18 protein-coding genes are annotated in these 17,205 nt (G+C 47.2%); 12 read left to right on the top strand and 6 right to left on the bottom strand.

What is annotated here, in order from left to right; translation table 11 throughout:
* Positions 1-522 (bottom strand): peptide deformylase, encoded by a 522-nt coding sequence (gene def / locus B2X00_RS04485; protein ID WP_290486293.1) that lies wholly within the window; start codon positions 520-522, stop codon positions 1-3.
* Between the two features lie 54 nt (positions 523-576).
* On the opposite strand from def, the gene dprA reads away from it, so the two are divergent.
* From dprA to aroE, 6 genes are read left to right on the top strand one after another with little or no spacing between them, the layout of a single operon-like run.
* Complete coding sequence (gene dprA / locus B2X00_RS04480; RefSeq protein WP_290486292.1) at positions 577-1,620, top strand: DNA-processing protein DprA; 1,044 nt, start codon at positions 577-579, stop codon at positions 1,618-1,620.
* A gap of 2 nt (positions 1,621-1,622) precedes the next feature.
* On the top strand, positions 1,623-2,096 hold the full coding sequence (locus B2X00_RS04475) for a DUF494 family protein (RefSeq protein ID WP_006954110.1): 474 nt from the start codon (positions 1,623-1,625) through the stop codon (positions 2,094-2,096).
* Positions 2,097-2,117: 21 nt separating this feature from the next.
* Positions 2,118-2,636, top strand: a complete 519-nt coding sequence (locus B2X00_RS04470) for a DNA topoisomerase family protein (RefSeq protein ID WP_290486291.1) — start codon at positions 2,118-2,120, stop codon at positions 2,634-2,636.
* A 34-nt stretch (positions 2,637-2,670) separates the two neighbouring features.
* Positions 2,671-3,225, top strand: coding sequence for an L-threonylcarbamoyladenylate synthase (locus B2X00_RS04465; protein ID WP_071462851.1), 555 nt, complete (start codon positions 2,671-2,673; stop codon positions 3,223-3,225).
* 13 nt (positions 3,226-3,238) lie between these two features.
* Positions 3,239-4,168, top strand: coding sequence for an oxygen-dependent coproporphyrinogen oxidase (gene hemF / locus B2X00_RS04460; RefSeq protein ID WP_290486314.1), 930 nt, complete (start codon positions 3,239-3,241; stop codon positions 4,166-4,168).
* On the top strand, positions 4,161-4,982 hold the full coding sequence (aroE, locus tag B2X00_RS04455) for a shikimate dehydrogenase (protein ID WP_290486290.1): 822 nt from the start codon (positions 4,161-4,163) through the stop codon (positions 4,980-4,982). Before hemF ends, aroE begins: the two co-directional genes overlap by 8 nt.
* Here aroE and B2X00_RS04450 read toward each other — a convergent pair.
* A complete protein-coding gene (locus tag B2X00_RS04450) occupies positions 4,965-6,587 on the bottom strand; it encodes a VRR-NUC domain-containing protein (protein WP_290486289.1) in 1,623 nt (540 codons plus the stop codon). The genes aroE and B2X00_RS04450 overlap by 18 nt on opposite strands.
* Before the next feature lie 408 nt (positions 6,588-6,995).
* Between B2X00_RS04450 and polA the strand changes: the two genes are divergently transcribed.
* Entirely contained in the window at positions 6,996-9,770 is a 2,775-nt protein-coding gene (gene polA / locus B2X00_RS04445; RefSeq protein WP_290486288.1) for a DNA polymerase I, read from the top strand.
* 124 nt (positions 9,771-9,894) lie between these two features.
* Here polA and B2X00_RS04440 read toward each other — a convergent pair whose 3' ends face one another.
* Positions 9,895-10,818 (bottom strand): DMT family transporter, encoded by a 924-nt coding sequence (locus B2X00_RS04440; protein ID WP_290486287.1) that lies wholly within the window; start codon positions 10,816-10,818, stop codon positions 9,895-9,897.
* Positions 10,808-11,455 carry a ribosome biogenesis GTP-binding protein YihA/YsxC gene (gene yihA, locus B2X00_RS04435; RefSeq protein WP_290486313.1) on the bottom strand — a complete coding sequence of 216 codons (648 nt, stop codon included), beginning with the start codon at positions 11,453-11,455 and terminating at the stop codon, positions 10,808-10,810. Before yihA ends, B2X00_RS04440 begins: the two co-directional genes overlap by 11 nt.
* Before the next feature lie 194 nt (positions 11,456-11,649).
* On the opposite strand from yihA, the gene B2X00_RS04430 reads away from it, so the two are divergent.
* The 5 genes from B2X00_RS04430 to cysE all read left to right on the top strand — a co-directional run bounded on the left by B2X00_RS04430 (position 11,650) and on the right by cysE (position 15,211).
* A complete protein-coding gene (locus tag B2X00_RS04430) occupies positions 11,650-12,276 on the top strand; it encodes a c-type cytochrome (RefSeq protein ID WP_290486286.1) in 627 nt (208 codons plus the stop codon).
* A 454-nt stretch (positions 12,277-12,730) separates the two neighbouring features.
* A complete protein-coding gene (locus tag B2X00_RS04425; protein ID WP_290486285.1) occupies positions 12,731-13,417 on the top strand; it encodes a class I SAM-dependent methyltransferase in 687 nt (228 codons plus the stop codon).
* A gap of 55 nt (positions 13,418-13,472) precedes the next feature.
* Positions 13,473-13,928: a Der GTPase-activating protein YihI gene (gene yihI / locus B2X00_RS04420; protein ID WP_290486284.1), complete on the top strand. Its 456-nt coding sequence runs from the start codon at positions 13,473-13,475 to the stop codon at positions 13,926-13,928.
* Positions 13,928-14,383: a DUF2489 domain-containing protein gene (locus tag B2X00_RS04415; protein ID WP_071462858.1), complete on the top strand. Its 456-nt coding sequence runs from the start codon at positions 13,928-13,930 to the stop codon at positions 14,381-14,383. Before yihI ends, B2X00_RS04415 begins: the two co-directional genes overlap by 1 nt.
* Before the next feature lie 12 nt (positions 14,384-14,395).
* Positions 14,396-15,211 (top strand): serine O-acetyltransferase, encoded by an 816-nt coding sequence (cysE, locus tag B2X00_RS04410; protein WP_071462859.1) that lies wholly within the window; start codon positions 14,396-14,398, stop codon positions 15,209-15,211.
* Here cysE and B2X00_RS04405 read toward each other — a convergent pair.
* Entirely contained in the window at positions 15,208-16,779 is a 1,572-nt protein-coding gene (locus B2X00_RS04405; protein ID WP_290486283.1) for a methyl-accepting chemotaxis protein, read from the bottom strand. The genes cysE and B2X00_RS04405 overlap by 4 nt on opposite strands.
* Positions 16,780-16,898: 119 nt before the next feature.
* Positions 16,899-17,205: amino acid--tRNA ligase-related protein (locus B2X00_RS04400; RefSeq protein ID WP_290486282.1), on the bottom strand; the 307-nt coding region annotated here is incomplete at its 5' end.

Here is a 17,205-nt window from a genome sequence, read left to right as displayed (position 1 = left end):
TTAGGCTCCAGTGCTTAATTTTTCTTGCAAACGTTGTTCTTTCTCAAGTTTCTTACGAATACGCTCGCGTTTAAGCGGTGACAAATAATCAACGAATAGTTTGCCATCTAGGTGATCAATTTCGTGTTGCACACAGATGGCTAATAGGCCTTCCGCATCCATTGAAAATCGCTCGCCATTTTTGTCCAACGCTTGCACGGTAATATGTTCGGCACGCTCAACTTTAGCAAAAACGTTCGGAAACGATAGGCAACCCTCTTCATTGGTGAAATGACCCTCAGCGCGTGTAATCTCAGGGTTAATAAATACTAAGGGCTCGTTCTGATTTTCACTACAGTCAGCGACGAATAAACGTTGATGAACATCTACTTGAGTAGCCGCCAAACCGACGCCTTGAGATTCATACATCGTCTCAAACATATCGTCAATTGTAGCGCGTAGCGCATCGTCAACCTGTTCGATAGGTTGCGCAACAGTGCGTAAGCGCTCATCGGGGTACTTAAGTACCGTTAACTTAGTCATTCCAAAATCTCCTTCGCTTTAACTACTTTTATTTTACCTTAAATTGGGGGAGGAATGACAGCCGTGCAGTACCATGAACTTGCTTTATTAATGAGCCTCAACAAAGCGCCAATCGCTGTACAGCGGGAATGTAGAGAGTTCGCTGAGCTAGAAGCGATTGAAGATCGATGTCTGCAATCTATTAAGTCGGTCCAGAGAGCTTACGTACTTCAGGCAATGCATTGGTTGGAAAACGATAACTGTGGTGTCGTGGGCTGGTTTGATGACGAATATCCCGCACTGTTAAGAACCATAGAGCGCCCGCCTATGGTGTTATTTTATAAAGGGCGTACTGAACTACTATCCCAAGCGAGTGTCGCCATGGTCGGTAGTCGAAAGGCGAGTCACTATGGTATTCAGGTTACCGACCAGCTGGCTCGGGAATGCGCGCAATCAGGGTTAGCTGTTGTGAGTGGCTTAGCGATGGGCATCGATGCAGCTGCACACCGCGCGGCTCTCGACTATGGTGCGACCATTGCGGTATTAGGCACCGGTATCGATCAGATCTATCCGCGTAGAAATCGTGAGCTCTATGAGCTGATGAGTCATCAGGGGTTAATCATCAGCGAATTTTCACCAGGTACCCCGGCACGCATGGATCATTTTCCGCGTCGCAACCGTATTATAAGTGGAATGTCGAAAGGCGTTGTTGTTATCGAAGCTGCACGACGCAGTGGATCCATTTCTACCGCCTTGTCGGCGTTACGAGAGGGGCGCGAAGTGGGCGCAGTGCCTAACAGCATTTTTGCTAAGTCACAGGAAGGGTGTCACTGGTTGCTGAAAGAAGGCGCACACGTGATCACGTGTGCAAACGATATCTTGTCTTGGTTTGACATCAGTGCGAATAAACCGAGTCAGCAAACACAATGTACAATTCCTAAACACTTGGCAAACAATCCATTGTTCGCTAATGTGAGTAATGACCCAGTAAGTTTAGATGAGCTGGTTGAACGAACGGGGTTATCGGTTGCTGAGGTAAGCGAACAATTATTATTACTTGAGCTTGAAGGACTGATTACAGCAATTCCGGGTGGTTACATAAAAGTGGGGAGGCGCTAACCATGTTTGATATCCTCATGTACTTGTTTGAGAACTATATACATTCCGACTCAGAAGTTGTGGTTGACCACGATGAGTTGACGGACGAACTCGCCCGGGCCGGATTCCATCGGCAAGAAATTCAAAAAGCGTTAGCTTGGCTTGAACGCTTGGCGGATTTACAGGAAACAGAGGCTAAGACCTATCTCAACGTCACACCTGTTGCTTCAATGCGGGTCTATACGGAAATTGAGTGCAGTCGGTTAGATACTCAGTGTCGTGGGTTTTTAACCTATCTCGAAAATCTTGGCGTATTGGACTTTAGCACTCGAGAAATGGTCGTTGATAGAGTGATGGAGCTCGAAACCAGTCGATTTAGTCTCGACGATCTCAAGTGGGTCGTGCTTATGGTATTATTTAACCTACCAGGGCGTGAAGCGGCTTACGATAAGATGGAAGGTTTGCTATTTGAGGAGCCGGAGGGGCCGCTGCACTAATCTACTTAAGGATATAGAGTCATGCAGGCGTGTCCGAAATGCGGTCGTGAGCTGGTTTTAAAGCACAAAGGTCAGCAGAGTTTTTTGGGGTGCAGTGGCTATCCCGATTGTGAGTATACCCAGGGGCTTCGCGAGCAATCAGAGATTGAGCCGGAGAGCTTGGGTGTGCCTTGTCCCCAGTGCGGCAATGACTTGCAGTTAAAAAGCGGACGGTTTGGGCTTTTTGTTGGTTGCAGCAATTATCCAGACTGTGACTTTATTGCAGAAGATCCAACTCAACGAGAACAGGATTCGGTTCCGTGTCCGGAGTGTGAAAAGGCTGGTCGAACAGGTCGAGTTGTTGCAAAGACAGGTCGTTCGGGTAAACAGTTTTTCTCTTGTGATCAATTTCCCACCTGCGATTTTTCGTTGCCTTTACCTCCCGTTAATGAAGCCTGTCCCGAGTGTGACTTCCCCTTGTTAATGCGAAAGCGTAGTCAGGGTTCCGAGCGCCTTGTTTGTCCGCAAAAGCACTGCGACTACCGCTCCAAGCCGCTATAATAAGTCCAGTTTTTAGTTTGAGAGAGGAATTCCAGTGTCAGCACTTGATATTGAATCAGCGCGTTCAGCGCTATTAAACGGTGTAATCGCATACCCAACCGAAGCAGTATTCGGTTTAGGTTGCGATCCACGTAACGAGGAAGCGATCCGCAAGATTCTAACCTTGAAAGAACGCCCTGAGGACAAAGGGCTTATTCTAATCGCCGCTGACTATAGCCAATTGACACCTTATGTTAAAGATTCCGCAATTGGTCAGGATAAGCGCTTTAGCGTGCTATCACATTGGCCTGGCCCGGTGACATTGATTCTTCCCGCACGCGATACGGTTTCACCACTGCTGACCGGTGGACGAGATACCATTGCAGTGCGTGTTACAGCCTATGAGCCCGTGCGAGAGCTTTGTCGCAAGCTAGGTACTGCATTAGTATCTACTAGCGCCAACCCAAGCGGTGAAGAGCCGGCTAGAACAGCTCAAGAAGTGAGTGATTACTTCGGTGATGAAGTCGATTGGGTTTGGGATGAAAAAACAGGTGGCGCAGAGCAACCCTCTAAAATCATCGATCCATTTAATAACACCGTATTGAGGTAAGGTTTTTGTCATGATGGAACAGACTATGTTGCAGCCGGTATTGAATTACCTGCTCAGCTTGCAAGATAGTATTTGCCAACAATTGGAAGCCGTTGATGGTAGTGGACACTTCCAACAGGATGAGTGGCAACGGGAGCAAGGTGGTGGCGGTCGTTCTCGAGTGATGAAAGAGGGCGAAACGTTTGAACAGGCCGGCGTGGGCTTCTCGCATGTATACGGTGAACAGCTGCCTAAGAGTGCAACGGCGCACCGGCCCGAACTTGAAGGTCGTGACTTCAATGCCTGCGGCGTGTCTTTGGTCATTCATCCACGTAACCCCCATGTACCGACCGTTCATCTTAACGTCCGGTTCTTTATTGCCGAAAAGGAAGGTGAAGACCCCGTTTGGTGGTTTGGTGGAGGCTTTGACTTAACACCTTATTACCCCTACACCAACGATTGCATTGAGTGGCATAAAAAAGCCAAAGCATCGCTCGATAAAGTAGACCCTGCACTCTATGACAAATACAAAGTTTGGTGTGATGATTACTTTTATTTGAAACACCGAAATGAAGCGCGTGGCATCGGTGGTATTTTCTTTGACGACTTGAACGACCGATCGTTTGACGAGGCGTTTGATGTAATCAAAGCGGTTGGCGATGCCTTTTGTGAAGCTTACGTGCCTATCGTAGAACGTCGCAAAAAAACTGAATACTCAGAGCATCAACGTCAATTTCAATTGTATCGCCGCGGTCGTTATGTTGAATTTAATCTAGTCTGGGATCGAGGCACCTTGTTTGGCTTGCAAACCGGCGGGCGAACCGAGTCAATTCTGATGTCGATGCCGCCATTAGTGCGGTGGGAATATGACTGGCAACCACAGCCTGAATCAGTAGAGGCTGCTCTGACGGAATACTATTTGTTACCGCGGGACTGGGCCGGCATGGACTATGTTAATGAGTAATCAGTTAGCCGTTTTCGGTAATCCAATTAAGCACAGTCTGTCACCGAGAATACACAGCTTATTCGCTGAGCAAACCGGGCGCAGTGTTGATTACCAGCGTCTATTAGTGAGTCCTCAAGGTTTTCCGAAAGCGGTAGCTCGGCAATTTTCGCAAGGTTTAGCTGGCGCCAATGTAACAGTACCATTTAAACAGGTAGCGTATCAGCTTGTGACTCGACACCTAGGCTCAGCTGCTCATAGTGGCGCCGTTAATACATTAATTAGCGCGCCTCATGGTGGCCTGATCGGTGCCAATACCGATGGCGACGGGCTAGTCGCCGCGCTCAAGTCGAAAGGTGTCAGTTTGGCGGGGCGGCGTATTCTCTTGCTCGGGGCCGGCGGCGCGAGTCGCGGTGTCATGCCAGCGCTTAATGCCGAGAAGCCAGATGTGATTTGGGTGTGGAACCGCACAGTGGAACGTGCCGAGCAACTTGCTTCGCTATTTCATTCGGCGCAGGTGTTACGGCATTGGTCTGATGCGCGTAAACCTGATCTCATTATTAATGCTACCAGTGCCAGTTTGTTTGGCGAGTCGTTAGCACTTCCTGAGCATCTGCTTGATGCCGATACCGTTGGCTATGACATGGTTTACAGTCGTGATGCGACAGCTTTTCAAAGTCAGTTTAAAGCATCCGGTGGGGGTGTTTGTTTTGATGGTTTAAGAATGCTCGTGGAACAAGCGGCAGTCAGCTTTAGCCTTTGGTTTTCCTGCGACAAACCTAAAACCGAAGCCATCTATCATCAGTTGCGTAATGAGTTAGCCAAGCTTGACTAATGCGAGGTTGGCATTCACACCGACCTCGTTAAGTGCTCTCAGCCAACGGATTTGGTTGGGGCGTAATGTGTCGCCTGGACCTTTAACTTCGACCAGCATGACCTGTTTATCGCGATACAACCATAAGTCGGGAAAGCCGGCGCGATTGTTGTGTACGTCGCGAGCAATACGCTCAAAAATAGCCGCCCACTGCTGACCTTTGAGTCGTAGCCACCAATCTAAGAGTACACCCTTATCAACTCCGGGCCAGTAAATAAACGGATTCGCGAGGCCTGTTTTTTCATCGATAACTTTAGTAATACGTTGCATTACGGTGTCGGGGCAGTGCTTGATTTCATCAAGGCGTTTTTTTATTAACGCTTCGCGACGATGATAAAACTCATGGCTATTGAGATCTCTTGGCCCTCGCTGAAACGGGTGAACAAAAGCGCCTTCAATATCTTTGAATACGATATCCCAAAAAATAATACCAAATAGTGTTTGTGGAATTGTGTTTTCGTAGTGTGCTCCCCGCCAACCTTGCTGCTCAAAGTGAGCTAAGCTCTCTGCTTCTATTGAGGCTCCTCTCGATGCAAAGCTTAAATGGTGAGTTTCAGGCTCGGTTTGCTGTGTCGTAGGTTCAGCAAACCAACGTGACAATAATTGCTCAGCAATGGCGTGCTCTGGGTCGTTCCACGGCTTCTCTGCCATTTCATTCAGGGTAGAGTAAGCCTGCTTATTATTACCTTGCTTTCTGTAAATTCTTGCCATTCGTTCGCGCGCAGGGGGGCGGAATGACTGCTGATAAATCATTAGAGCATCGTCGAGTGCATCGGCTCGTTCACAGTCTCGCGCGAGCTTATTGCAGAGCCGGCTATAGGCGCCTCGAAATTTCTTCCATCCTTGATGGTTTGCTGCGCGTTTATACCAGTCGCGGATAATATGTATACGCTCAGGTAAGCCTTCTGTGTCCGAGTAACGTTGGCGAAACGTACTCATTGCATGGTAGTTAGCAACATCCTCAGGACTACTGAATAAGCTTTTAGGTCGAATTGTGTAGGTTTCATAACGAACATGACCGAGTGCTGTCTTTATAAACTCGGTGAGATCTTGATGTGCATTTCCAAAAAACAACAATGACAAGCGGTCAAAGTTTGCTTGTTGTGTTAACGCATACCATTGCAGTTGAGCGGCGACTGGCCATGGTCTTGGAAGCGCCAATAGTGCCTCGAGAATGTCGGCTTTTTTCGCCGAAGTAGAGAGCATGCAGCCGTTTTCTCGCGCCACATGTAGTAGTTCGGCGCGCTTTAATAGCTCAACTCCTTCAGGGCTATTGATCGCATGGTGTACGGTCAGCCAGCCCTCACCCTCAAGCGTGTTGACCGCTTCAGCGAGGTTGATTTCCGAGTAATTCAAGCCATCGACTCGAAATTGCTGACCGCGACGACTGGATAATCGAATCCATAGCTTTTGTGCGTCGGTGTTAAGTGACTCATAACGTGCGAGTGTCAGTCGAGTTTCATCATCTAACAGCGTGTCGTGATGATGCCGCACCCAACGCAAGATAGTGTTGAAGTTTTGCCAATAGTAATCGGGCTGATCAACATCAGCGGGTTCCCAACGCATTGAATTCTCGATAAAAAAATAACCTATTATAAAGGTACGCTTAATATGGAAGAAAAGAGTATAAAAAAACCGACAGTCTGACTAGACCTTGTCTCATTTTGTGGTAGTCTACTTAGTCTGCTCGATTCGGTGCGCTCTGGTATCAAAACGTCGGGTAGCAAAAATAAGTTTCCACAACGAAACAAATAATAAGAAGTAGGGCACTTAGGGTAGCCCGCCGTTTAAAAATCCCTTTTAAAATCAAGCTGTTAAAATCTATCCCATACACGATAACTCTTTTTGTTTGTTCGTGGGGTTTACTATTGTCAACAGAATTATCCACAGCGTATCCACATTTATCGACTAGCCTTGTTTCAGCGCCTATGGCATCCTTAGCACATTAGTTTTTTGACCAGCGAGACCGCATTCATGGCGCAGACAGTACCTGAAAATCCTTTCATTTTAGTCGATGGCTCCTCGTACTTATTTCGAGCTTTTCATGCTCCGCCACACTTAACCAACTCGGCCGGAGAACCTACGGGTGCGGTCTATGGGGTCGTTAATATGTTGCGCAGTTTGCTTAAACGCTATAAACCTTCGCACATGGCAGTGGTATTCGATGCCAAAGGTAAGACGTTTCGTAGCGATATTTACGATGAATATAAAGCTCATCGACCACCCATGCCTGACGACTTGCGCACGCAAATTGAACCCTTACATGCCATTGTTAAGGCAATGGGATTGCCATTACTGTGTGTCGATGGCGTCGAAGCGGATGACGTGATTGGTACGCTGGCAAAGCAAGCCGGCGATAAGGGCCGGTTTACCTTGATCAGCACCGGTGACAAGGACATGGCGCAATTAGTTAATGATCATGTCATGTTGATTAATACCATGACAGACACACTGCTAGACGAGTCTGGGGTGGTTGAAAAGTTTGGTGTTAAGCCTAGTCAAATTATTGATTACTTAGCATTGATGGGTGATAGCTCGGATAATATTCCTGGTTTACCCAAGGTCGGTGAGAAAACAGCGCAGGCGATGCTTCAAGGTATTCCGAGTATCGATAAGATTTACGAAGATATAAGTGCGGTGACAGAATTAGGGTTCCGCGGCGCTAAATCAATGCCGAAGAAACTAGAAGAATTCAAAGACCAATTGCTAATGTCACGCGAGTTGGCGACTATCAAGTGTGATGTTGAGCTCGAATGTGCACCCGACGCGTTAACGATTGAACCGGCTGACACGGATCAGCTACAAACGCTGTATGGCAAAATGGAATTCCGTCGTTGGCTGAATGAGCTGTTAGAAACCGGCGCGGCAACGGATCAAGCCTTAGGCGAAGCGAGTCCTGCCGAAGAGCAAAGCGAACAGTTCAGTGTTAACCGCGACGCGTACAAGACGTTATTTAATGAAGAAGAAGTCTCTGATTATATTGAGCAATTAAAATCAGCTGAGGTCATCGCGTTTGATACCGAGACAACGAGCCTTAACTACATGGAAGCGCAACTCGTCGGGGTTTCGTTTTCAATAGCGGAAGGCGAAGCGGTTTACATACCGGTGGCGCATGATTACGTCGGGGTCGAAAAGCAAGTCGATCGTGACTGGTTGTTAAAAGTCTTAAAACCACTACTCGAAGATTCCAGTATCGCTAAAGTAGGTCAGAATCTTAAGTACGATGCGCACATTCTACGTCGTTACGGTATTAAACTTCGTGGTATCAAGAATGACACCATGTTGGCTTCGTACGTTTTTAATAGTGTGGGTTCGCGTCACGACATGGACACGCTCAGTCTGCAATACTTGAACCATAAGCCGATTAAGTTCGAAGAGATTGCGGGGAAAGGAGCAAAACAGCTTACCTTTAACCAAATTGAGCTGGCGCAGGCAGCACCTTATGCTGCGGAAGATGCCGATATTACGTTGCGGTTGCATCATATTTTATGGGACAAAGTCCACCAGACAGGTGAGCAGCTCGCCTCTGTGTTAACCGATATTGAGGTGCCTCTGGTCAGTATTCTAACCGACATGGAAGAATACGGCGTAAAAGTTGATGCTGAAATGCTCGGTAAACAGAGTGAAGAGATTGCTAACAAGCTCGATGAACTTGAGCAAAAGGCCTTTGAAATTGCCGGTGAAGAGTTCAACCTCGGTTCTCCGAAACAACTGCAGCAAATTTTGTTTGAAAAGCTTGAGCTTCCGGTCATCAAAAAAACACCGAAAGGCGCACCGTCGACCGCCGAGGAAGTCCTGCAGGAGCTGGCGCATGATTATCCACTGCCGGATGTGATTTTGCAGCATCGTAGCTTGGCTAAATTGAAATCGACCTACACCGATAAATTACCGCGTATGATTAACCCAGATACTGGGCGTGTGCATACTTCGTATCAGCAAGCTGTCGCCGCGACGGGTCGGTTGTCATCGACTGAACCCAACTTACAGAATATCCCTATTCGTACGCCCGAAGGCCGCCGTGTTCGCCAAGCGTTTGTGGCTGAGGAAGGCTTTACGGTCGTAGCTATCGACTATAGTCAGATAGAGCTCAGAATTATGGCGCATTTATCGCAAGATGCCTCGTTGCTAAGAGCCTTTGCCCAAGGGCAGGACATCCACCGTGCTACGGCCAGTGAAGTGTTTGGTTGCAGCTTAGAGGAAGTCACTGATGAACAGCGCCGCCGAGCTAAAGCGGTTAACTTTGGTTTGATATACGGTATGTCTGCGTTTGGGTTATCGCGCCAACTTGATATTCCTCGACATGAAGCGCAAGCCTACATGGACAAGTACTTTGAGCGTTTCCCTGGTGTTTTAGAATATATGGAAAATACTCGCGAAACAGCGAAGAAGCAGGGTTATGTATCGACGCTTTTTGGCCGTCGCTTACCGCTGCCAGAAATCAAAGCATCCAATGGTGCTCGTCGCAAAGCGGCTGAACGTGCTGCGATTAACGCACCGATGCAGGGTACCGCGGCGGATATTATTAAGCGAGCAATGATAAAAGTGGGCGATTGGATCGATGAAAAGGGCTGTCAATCAGATGTTCGCATGCTAATGCAGGTACACGATGAATTAGTTTTTGAAATTCGTACAGAACATGCAGAAAGCTATGCCAAAGCTCTTGCTGATGTGATGGGTGAGGCGGCCGAACTGGATGTGCCATTGCTTGCTGAGTATGGATTTGGCGCGAACTGGGACGAAGCACATTAATTTTTTTGAGAAATTTTGAACTTTCTTAAATAGGGAGACTCTGAATAAGTGAAGGCGAGAGGTAAGCCTTCAAAAATTTGTTCTCCCTGGATTGTTTTTAGCCCGGCCTTTTGGTCGGGCTTTTTTATTGTTTACTTTGAGGAATGCCTGCCAGTCCGCTTCGACCCCGGCGGTTAGCAAACCAAACACCGATTAAAATAGCCAGCATTCCCAAGCCGTGCTGCAGAAAGAAGGGTTCGCCATCAAGCACACCCAACATCATGGCGACGATGGGAATCAAGTAAGTTACGGAGCTGGTGAATACAGTGTTGGTTAGCTGTACCACATAATTGAAAATGACCAATGCACCGGCGGTGCCAACAATTCCCAATACCAGAACAGCGGTGAGCGACAGAGGCGCATCAGGCTGCTGTGCATGGGCTAAAAAATCAGTGCCCAAAAATAAGAAGAACGCTGCTGGAATACTGGCCATCAGCAGGGATACGCCAGTAATGGTGAGTGGTTTTAAATCGGCAATTTTATGTTTGATTAAATTGAGGTTGATGCCGTAGCAGACGGTCGCAAGCATGACTAATAGGGCATAGCTATTAAAGGTGAACGAACCATTCGCTGTCGCGGTAATCAGTAAAACTGTCCCGACTAAGCCAATAACAATACCTATCCACTGCGCCCAACGTGCTGACTGACTAAATAGTAATACCCCAATCACCAACGTTGATATTGGCGTTAATGCGTTCAATACGCCAGTGACACCACTTTGTAGCTGAGTCTGTGCGATGGCAAACATGAAGGCGGGTATGAAACTACCTACAAGGCCAACACATGCCAGTTTGAGCCAATGTTTGCGGGAAATTTGACGCAGTTTAGGTAAGATTAAAGGCGTTAATACAATCCCGGCAGATGCAATACGCAGCGCACCGACTTCAAGTGCTGTAAAGGCGATCAACCCTTTCTTAATTAATAAAAACGAACTACCCCATATCAGTGCGAGTAGGCCTAGCAACAGCCACGCTTTTAATGGTGGAGTCTCCGAACTGTTATGTGTCATCGCTTTCTACAAAGTCATCGGTGGCCGGCGTTTCGCCTAGAAACCATTGATCGAGCTTTTGCTCGAGTTGGTCGATACCAAATTTCTTGAGCGAAGAGAATACTTCAACTTGTACGTCACCATTAAAGGCGATCGCGGCTTGGCGCGCTTTCAATAACGTTGACTTTCGAGCGCCTTGTTTTAGCTTATCGGCCTTAGTCAATAGCGCCAATACTGGGATGCCGCAATCCACCGCCCAATAAATCAGCTCTTGGTCGGTCTCTCGAAACGGATGGCGAATATCCATGAGTACGACCAAGCCTTTGAGTGAATCGCGCTTTTCTAAATACTCAGACAGCGACCGTTGCCATTGCTCTTTCACTTCCATTGGTACTTTGGCAAAACCGTATCCTGGTAAATCGATTAAGCGTTGACCTGTTGCGGTTTCAAAAACGTTAATCAATTGCGTCCGCCCCGGCGTTTTACTGGTCCGCGCCAAGTTGCGCTGGCGTGTCAGTGTATTTAATGCACTGGACTTACCTGCGTTTGAGCGGCCGGCGAACGCGATCTCGATGCCACTATCCTCCGGTAACTTGCGTATATTGGGGGCACTAGTAATAAAGGTAGCTGTTTGATAATTGATGCGCTTTTCTGACACGACAGGCTCACTTGCTTGTAAAATGTTCACTATTGCGCGGTATTATGAAGCATCTGTACACTTTCTCCAACGCTGAATTGCATAAACAATGTGCATTAGACGTTTAATCGTGCGTTGTTTTGTGTAAAATAAGCTACCGTTAGATGCGATCGGTTCAGGCACGAGGGTGCCTCACAGAGACAAGAGAAGCAGACATGAAAAAATTCGCGATCATTCTAGGATTGTTTATTAGTTCGACCAGCGTTGCGATGGCGCAACAGGGTGATGTCGAAGCAGGGAAACAAAAGTCTCAGGTATGTGCAGCATGTCACGGACCTAACGGCGTTTCTCCGACAGACATGTACCCGAACTTAGCGGGTCAACACCCCAAGTACATCTATAAGCAGTTGATGGACTTCAAAACCGCCTCTGAGACAGGCGGTGAGCAAGGTCGTAACAATGCTATTATGATGGGCCAAGTCGCGAACTTGTCCGAACAAGACATGAAAGACTTAGCCGCTTACTTTGCAGCTCAAGATCCTGCGAAAGGCGACACGCCCGAGGACTTAATCGCGAAAGGTGCGGATTTTTATCGCCGCGGCAACCCTGATACTAAGATTCCCTCGTGTGCAGGTTGTCACGGACCACGCGGTAACGGAATGGGCCTCGCAGCGTTCCCTGACATTTCAGGACAACACCCTGCGTACATAATTTCTCAGCTTGAGAATTTTCGTAGTGGTAAACGTGCAAACGACCCTAACGGTATGATGCGCGGTGTTGCTGCAAAAATGACCGATGAAGAGATGAAATTACTTGCTGAGTACCTGCACGGTCTTTATTAAGAAAAAAGTTTATTCATGAAGGGTGGCTCAAATGCCACCCTTTTTTTATCATATGTTATAGATTTATGCGTTTTTTACGTCTTATAAACAAAAATGTTATAAAAAAATGGATTTTTAGAGCGATAAAATCATTGAACTCATCCGCATTAATACGTAGTCTTTAAAGCGTCCGAGGGAGATGACCTCTCCTGAGGCATCAAAACAATAATAAGACTGCCTAAAGCAGCGAATAAAATCGATACATAAAAATAACAATAAATCGATTCTGGATTTCGGTTCACAAAACCAATAATAATAGAATAGAGATCCAGGGAGTAAAAGTAGTATTGGTTGCTCCTTTCTATAATAACAACAACTAGAAAATTAGGTTACGGAAGACCGAGATAAAAACTCGGAAGCAGTGACAACCATTCTCATAGTTGCAGTGCGCTGCCGAATATGAGAAACAGAGGCGATGGAAACATCGCCTTTTTTCTTTTCTATTGAGCCCTTTATGTTGTTATGTCCTCTTTGTGATTCACCAAGTCAGTTTTATGCGCGTGATAGAAGACGTTCCTTCCATCAGTGTTGTCATTGTCAGTTGGTTTTTGCTGATCCCGCTACGCACGTTGACCGTGACGAGGAAAAGCGTCTTTACGAAACACACGAAAACGATCCCCATGATCCACACTACCGAGACTTCTTAAATCGCCTTTGGCAGCCTCTAAACACGATTTGTCAGAGGTTGGACTACCAAACAGCGCTCGACTTTGGTTCAGGACCTGGCCCCACGTTGCATCTAATGATGCAAGAATCGGGGATCGACGCCAACCATTATGATCCTATTTACTCGCCCGATGAAACGGTACTGAGTGAATCCTACGATGTAGTGACCTGTACTGAAGTCATAGAGCACTTTTATTATCCGCAACGAGAGTTTATACAGTTACGTCGGCTCGTTAAGCCAGGCGGTACGTTGGCGACGATGACAAAACCCTATGTATCGGCTGACGTATTTCCCAATTGGCATTACAAAAACGACTTAACCCATGTTTCGTTTTTTACTGACCAGACCTATCGTTATATTGCGCAACGGTTTGGTTTCAACGTCGACAGAGTGAGCGACCAAGTAACCTTCTTTCGTTGTGTTAAATCCTGCTGATTACAATGCGTGTATGCGTTACAATAGGACTAACTCTATGAAATAAGGAGTCCACATGACTCGTAAGAAAAAAACACGTAAGACGGGGCCTCTTGCGCCGTCGAAAGCGCCAAAAGATAAACGCCAAGTAGAAAACCTAACCCGTGGAAAGAAAAAAGGTAAAGGCCAACCTGCCGGTAAACGCCATAGTGAGCCTAAACGTGATCAGCAGACGGGACAAAACAATGACACCCAAACGGATCCACGCAAGGGCAGTAAGCGTAAGATCGACCTAGGCCCTGTTGTTTCAACAGCAGCCGTCGCGGCACTGACTCCGCAACAAGCGCTCGAGCAGTTGCAAAATGATGAAAAATTGCAGGATTTGGTTGAGCGCTTTGAGCAGGGTGAAGTGTTGTCTAATGATGATCAGCGTTATCTCGACGAGCAATCTGAACGTTACGAAAAGCTGGCAAGCCAGTTAGGTCTCGATCTTGACGATGATGACGATGAATGGGATGACGAGGAGTATTGATGTCTACATTAGCGATAGTTTTATACATTCTGGGCGTCGTCGTTATCGTAGGTTTAGCGGTTTATGCTATGACACTACTTAAACGCCTACGCTATCAAAATCAGTTACGTCAACAAGCGGTGCAAAAGCGTGTTGACCGTATCGACGAAAGCATTATTACCATTGCTAAAGGCATGCAGCAAGATCAGTGTCCATTATCTGAAGGATGTTTGCGCATTGTGGTGCTGCTGGATCATCGTCCTGAATCGACGGAGTATGACTACTCGAAAGATTATCCTGCAATGCACGACATGTACGAACGCATTAAACACATGCCGACGCACGAAAACCGTAAGAAGTTTCCAAAGCAGAAGATCAAAGAACTCGATAAAGAGCGTGAAGGTTACGAGGCTGAATTAAAAGACGTTATTTTAGCTGACGTCGACAAGTTATTGCGTGAGTTTCCCACTCGGTAAAAGGAAGCGCCGATGTTATTTAAAGGCATTCGAGAAGATATAAAAAGCGTCTATAGCCGTGACCCTGCGGCCCGCAACGCCTTTGAAATACTCTTTAACTATCCAGGTTTACACGCGATTTGGCTCCATCGCTTTAGTCATCGTCTTTGGAAGCTTAAGCTGTATTGGTTAGCGCGTTTCGTTTCAAATATTGGCCGATGGTTAACCGGTGTCGAGATACATCCGGGCGCTAAGATTGGACGCCGATTTTTTATCGATCATGGTATGGGTGTCGTGATAGGCGAGACCGCTGAGATCGGCGATGATGTGACCCTATATCACGGCGTTACCCTCGGTGGAACCTCATGGAATAAAGGCAAACGGCACCCAACGCTCAAGGACGGCGTAGTGATTGGAGCAGGAGCGAAAGTACTGGGTCCATTGACTGTAGGTACTGAAGCACGCATTGGGTCTAACGCAGTTGTGGTGCGTGATGTGCCTGATGGTGCCACGATGGTTGGAATTCCCGCGCGAGTGGCGAAGTCAGGCCAAGACAAAGAAACATCGGAGCGCCGTGCCAGAATGGCTAAAGCCTATGGCTTTGATGCGTATGCGATTTCAGCCGATAATCCTGATCCTGTTGCAACAGCCATTGGTCGAATGCTTGATCATGTTCACGTATTGGATCAAAAAGTCTCGGATTTATGTCAAGCCGTGAATCGGTTAGGCGGAGATGTCTGTAGTGAACTACCCGAAGTCGAGATGGACGACGTCGCATTCCTTGAAGAGAAACAACGTGCTGCACAACAGCGCGAAGCGCAGCACGAAAGTAAGCACGAAGCCGATTAGCCTTTCAGGTTGAAGCGCTCAATAAGCTCGTATAATTCATACGATGTGCGCTTCAATTCATCACTCGACTTCTGCGTATTGTCAGAGGTTTGTTCGGTCTGACGGGCAATTTCCGCAATCTCAGATAGCTGTTGATTAATATGCTCGGCTACGCCCGACTGTTGCTCAACAGCCGACGCCATTTGCGTAGACATGTCAGCAATCTGTTCAATCGCATCGGAGATTTGAGACAACGCACTGTCGGCACGTTTAACTTTGTCGACCCCCTCGGCTGCCGATTTTTCACCTTGTTGCGAAACTGTAACTGCTTCCTTGGCACGGCCCCGTAGCTGATTAATCACATTATGAATACTGTCAGTTGATTCGGAAGTCCTACGCGCAAGATTTCTCACCTCGTCGGCAACGACTGAGAATCCCCGTCCATGCTCACCGGCGCGCGCTGCTTCAATCGCGGCATTGAGCGCGAGCAGGTTGGTTTGCTCTGCAATGGAGGATATCAAATCAGCCGCTTCACCGATTTCTGCTGTTGAAGAGTCAAGCGCCTCGACCGTTTGAGCGATTTGTTTAACGGCTTCGTGCAACTCAACAATGACTTCGCTCGCCTGACGTGCGAGCTTGACACTTTCATCGGTGTTTTGCTTGGCGTTATCAGCTTGCTCTGCATTTTGCTCAACGGTTGCCGCGACTTCTTGTATGGTAGTAGACATCTGATTCATCGCCGCCGCTGTTTGGTCAGTAGCTTGTGTTTGACGTTGTACCTGCTCATTTGACGTTTTAGCCTGTTGACTCGTGTCATCGGCGACGCGCAGTAAGCCACCCACGGCATCCTTGATACGAGCCAACGCAGTGCGATTGCGCGCCCCCTCGCTCAACAACATCAAAGATAATTGGGCTTCTCTACCCTGAGCATTGAAGTAGGTGCTACCGATCAACTCGCTGTCAAAAGCTTCGGGTCGTATTTGTAGCATGCGTTGTAGCATAGTAGAAATATAGCGGCCGTACCAAACGCAACTAATAGCCGTACCTGCTAGCACCGCTAAACTAGCCTCTATTGACCCCAAAAACGCAGCGGCTGCTGTAGCAGAAAGACCAGGTATCAATACCGGTGTTAGGTCACGAGCGGAATAAAAAGCACGCTTAGAGAAGGAGACTGGACTGCGGCCTTGGTTCATTCGTTGATAAATAGCAAAGGCACGAGCTTTGCGTTCATCCGACGTCTTTACACGAACAGATTCAAAACCGGCTGGCTTACCATCATGCATAATGGGGGTGACATATGCACTAACCCAGTAATGGTCGCCATTTTTACAACGGTTTTTAACTAAGCCCATCCAGGGGTGACCACGTTTAATGGTGCGCCACATATCTTCAAATACGGCGGCTGGCATATCTGGATGACGCAGAATATTATGTGGTGAGCCAATAAGCTCTTTACGATCATATCCACTGACTTCAACGAAATCATCATTACAGTGAGTAATAATGCCTTTGCGATCCGTTGATGAGATCAGCCGATAGTTATCGGGAATGTTGCGTTCTTTTTGGGTGATGGGTCCGTTATCTTTCATACTATCCTTCTCTTCTTGATTTATATCAAGGATATATGAATATCGTCAGTGTCCCCAAATTCTTGAATAGAAATAAAAAACGCCGCTAAAAAGCGGCGTTTTTAAAGACTTTTAGCTGATTAGTCAGCTTGAGGACGCATGTGTGGGAATAGGATCACGTCTTTAATCGTTGGTGAGTCTGTAAATAACATCACCAGACGGTCGATACCAATACCCTCACCCGCTGTTGGAGGTAAACCATACTCTAATGCGCGGATGTAGTCTTCATCGAAGTGCATTGCTTCATCATCACCCGCATCTTTCTCTTCGACTTGACGCGTAAAGCGCTCAGCTTGGTCTTGTGCATCATTAAGCTCAGAGAAACCATTTGCAAGCTCACGGCCACCAACAAAGAATTCAAAGCGGTCAGTTACAAATGGGTTTTCG

Origin of the sequence: Idiomarina sp. UBA3162 (assembly GCF_002364475.1) — a bacterium.
Taxonomy (GTDB): domain Bacteria; phylum Pseudomonadota; class Gammaproteobacteria; order Enterobacterales; family Alteromonadaceae; genus Idiomarina.
This window is presented reverse-complemented; position numbering and strand designations above follow the sequence as displayed.